The organism is Streptomyces sp. SID1328 (assembly GCF_009865595.1).
In the GTDB taxonomy this organism is placed as follows: Bacteria; Actinomycetota; Actinomycetes; order Streptomycetales; family Streptomycetaceae; genus Streptomyces; species Streptomyces griseoluteus.
Genome location: NZ_WWKH01000897.1, coordinates 1 through 1,568, shown reverse-complemented (window position 1 = coordinate 1,568; position 1,568 = coordinate 1). Strand labels below are relative to the sequence as shown.

Genomic DNA, 1,568 nt, shown 5'->3' with positions numbered 1-1,568 from the left:
TCCCGGCACCCGAGCCCGCGCCACCCCGGCCGGCGCCTGAACCGCCGAAGCCCACCCCCCGGCCGACCGCGACCCCGGTGAGCTATCCGGCGTACCACCCCCGTGCCGCCCGGCACATCGCCCGCTCCCACACCTCGCCGGTCCGCTACGTCCTGCTCGTCACCATCCCCGCGATCGTCGCCGTCGCGGCGCTGCGCCCGCGGTGACGCGGCCGCACCCACCCCTGGAGGTATCCGTTGTCGGATTGGCTCGTTCTCGTCCTGGCCATGCTGGGCGCCTGTGCCGTGGTGGTACTGATCACCCTCGTCCGGCACCGGCGGGCCCCGGAGGACGAGGACCCCAGCGAGACGCCCGACGTCATCGAGTACATGACGATGTGGATCGGGGTGGTGTACGCCATCGTGCTGGGCCTGGCCATCGCGGGCGTCTGGGAGGCGCGCAGCGCGGCCGGGGACACCGTCCAGGCCGAGGCGCAGGCACTCCACGAGGTCTCCGAGCGCGTCCGGGTGTACCCGGCTGACGAGCGTGACCAGGTCCGCGCGGACGTCGACGCGTACGTCTCGTACGTCGTGAACACCGAGTGGAAGTCGATGACGGACAAGGGGGAGGTCACCGCGCGGGGTTCGCGGCTGCTGGACAAGGTGCGGCAGGACGTGACGGACTACCAGCCGCGCAGCGACTTCGAGGCGCAGGCGTACCAGCCGCTGGTGGACCAGGTGGCCGCGGCCGACCAGGCCCGCAACGCCCGCGCCGACTCCACCGGCCCGACCATGCCGCCCGTGGTGTGGTGGGGGCTGCTCACCGGGGCGGTGATCACGGTGGGCATGGTGTTCGCCCTCCAGATCCGGCGTACCGCGCGGGAACTGGTCCTGGCGGGGCTGTTCTCGGCCACCATCGCGTTCATGCTGTTCCTGATCTGGGACTTCGACGCCCCCTTCAGCAGGGGCATCGCGGTGACGGCGGAGCCGTTCCTCACCCTGTTCCCGCACGTGTAGGACATGCCGGAGGCCCTCGTCCCGGCCCGGCGAGGGGTGGGGCGAGGGCCTGTGGAGGCGTGTCCCGCGCCGGCGAGGACACGGGCGCGGGCTCAGGCGCGCTTCTCCCCTCGGCGGCGCAGCCAGACGAGGCCGCCGCCGAGCGCGGCCGAGGCGACGAGTCCGCCGCCGATGGCCATGTCCGCGCGGGTGGCACCGGTGGTGCTGCTGCCGCCCAGGCCGCCGTTGACACCGCCGATCACGGTGAAGGCGTTGGGGCGGGTCAGGGTGCGGCCGCGGCAGTCGACGGTGATGTCGTAGCGGCCGGGGCGGGCGTTGCGGTCGATGGTGACGGTGACGCGGGAGTGGTTGCTGCCGTTCGACTCCAGCCGGGCGGCGCCGAAGGCGCGCGAGGAGACGGTGCCGCCGCGGCAGCCCTCGACGGTGATGGTCAGCCGGCCGCCGGCGGGGAGGACGCCGGGCGTGGCGACGATGTTGCGGAGGTTGCCGTCGTTGCCGCCGCCGTGACCGCCGTTGCCGTGCCCGTGGCCGTGCCCGAAGTGCCCGTTGTTGTTGAAGTTCCCGTTCCCGTTG

General features: G+C 73.3%; 1 protein-coding gene and 2 pseudogenes. 2 read left to right on the top strand and 1 reads right to left on the bottom strand.

All coding sequences use genetic code 11. The features are described 5' to 3' along the window. Together GT030_RS36830 and GT030_RS28825 are read left to right on the top strand one after the other, a co-directional pair. Positions 1–206, top strand: a pseudogene (locus GT030_RS36830) (hypothetical protein); the annotation flags it as partial. Positions 207–236: 30 nt separating this feature from the next. Next, the gene (locus GT030_RS28825; protein WP_161203598.1) at positions 237–995 is read left to right on the top strand and encodes a DUF4239 domain-containing protein; all 759 of its coding nucleotides are present in this window, start codon (positions 237–239) and stop codon (positions 993–995) included. Between the two features lie 92 nt (positions 996–1,087). Here GT030_RS28825 and GT030_RS28820 read toward each other — a convergent pair. Continuing rightward, positions 1,088–1,568 (bottom strand): annotated as a pseudogene (locus GT030_RS28820) (hypothetical protein); the annotation flags it as partial.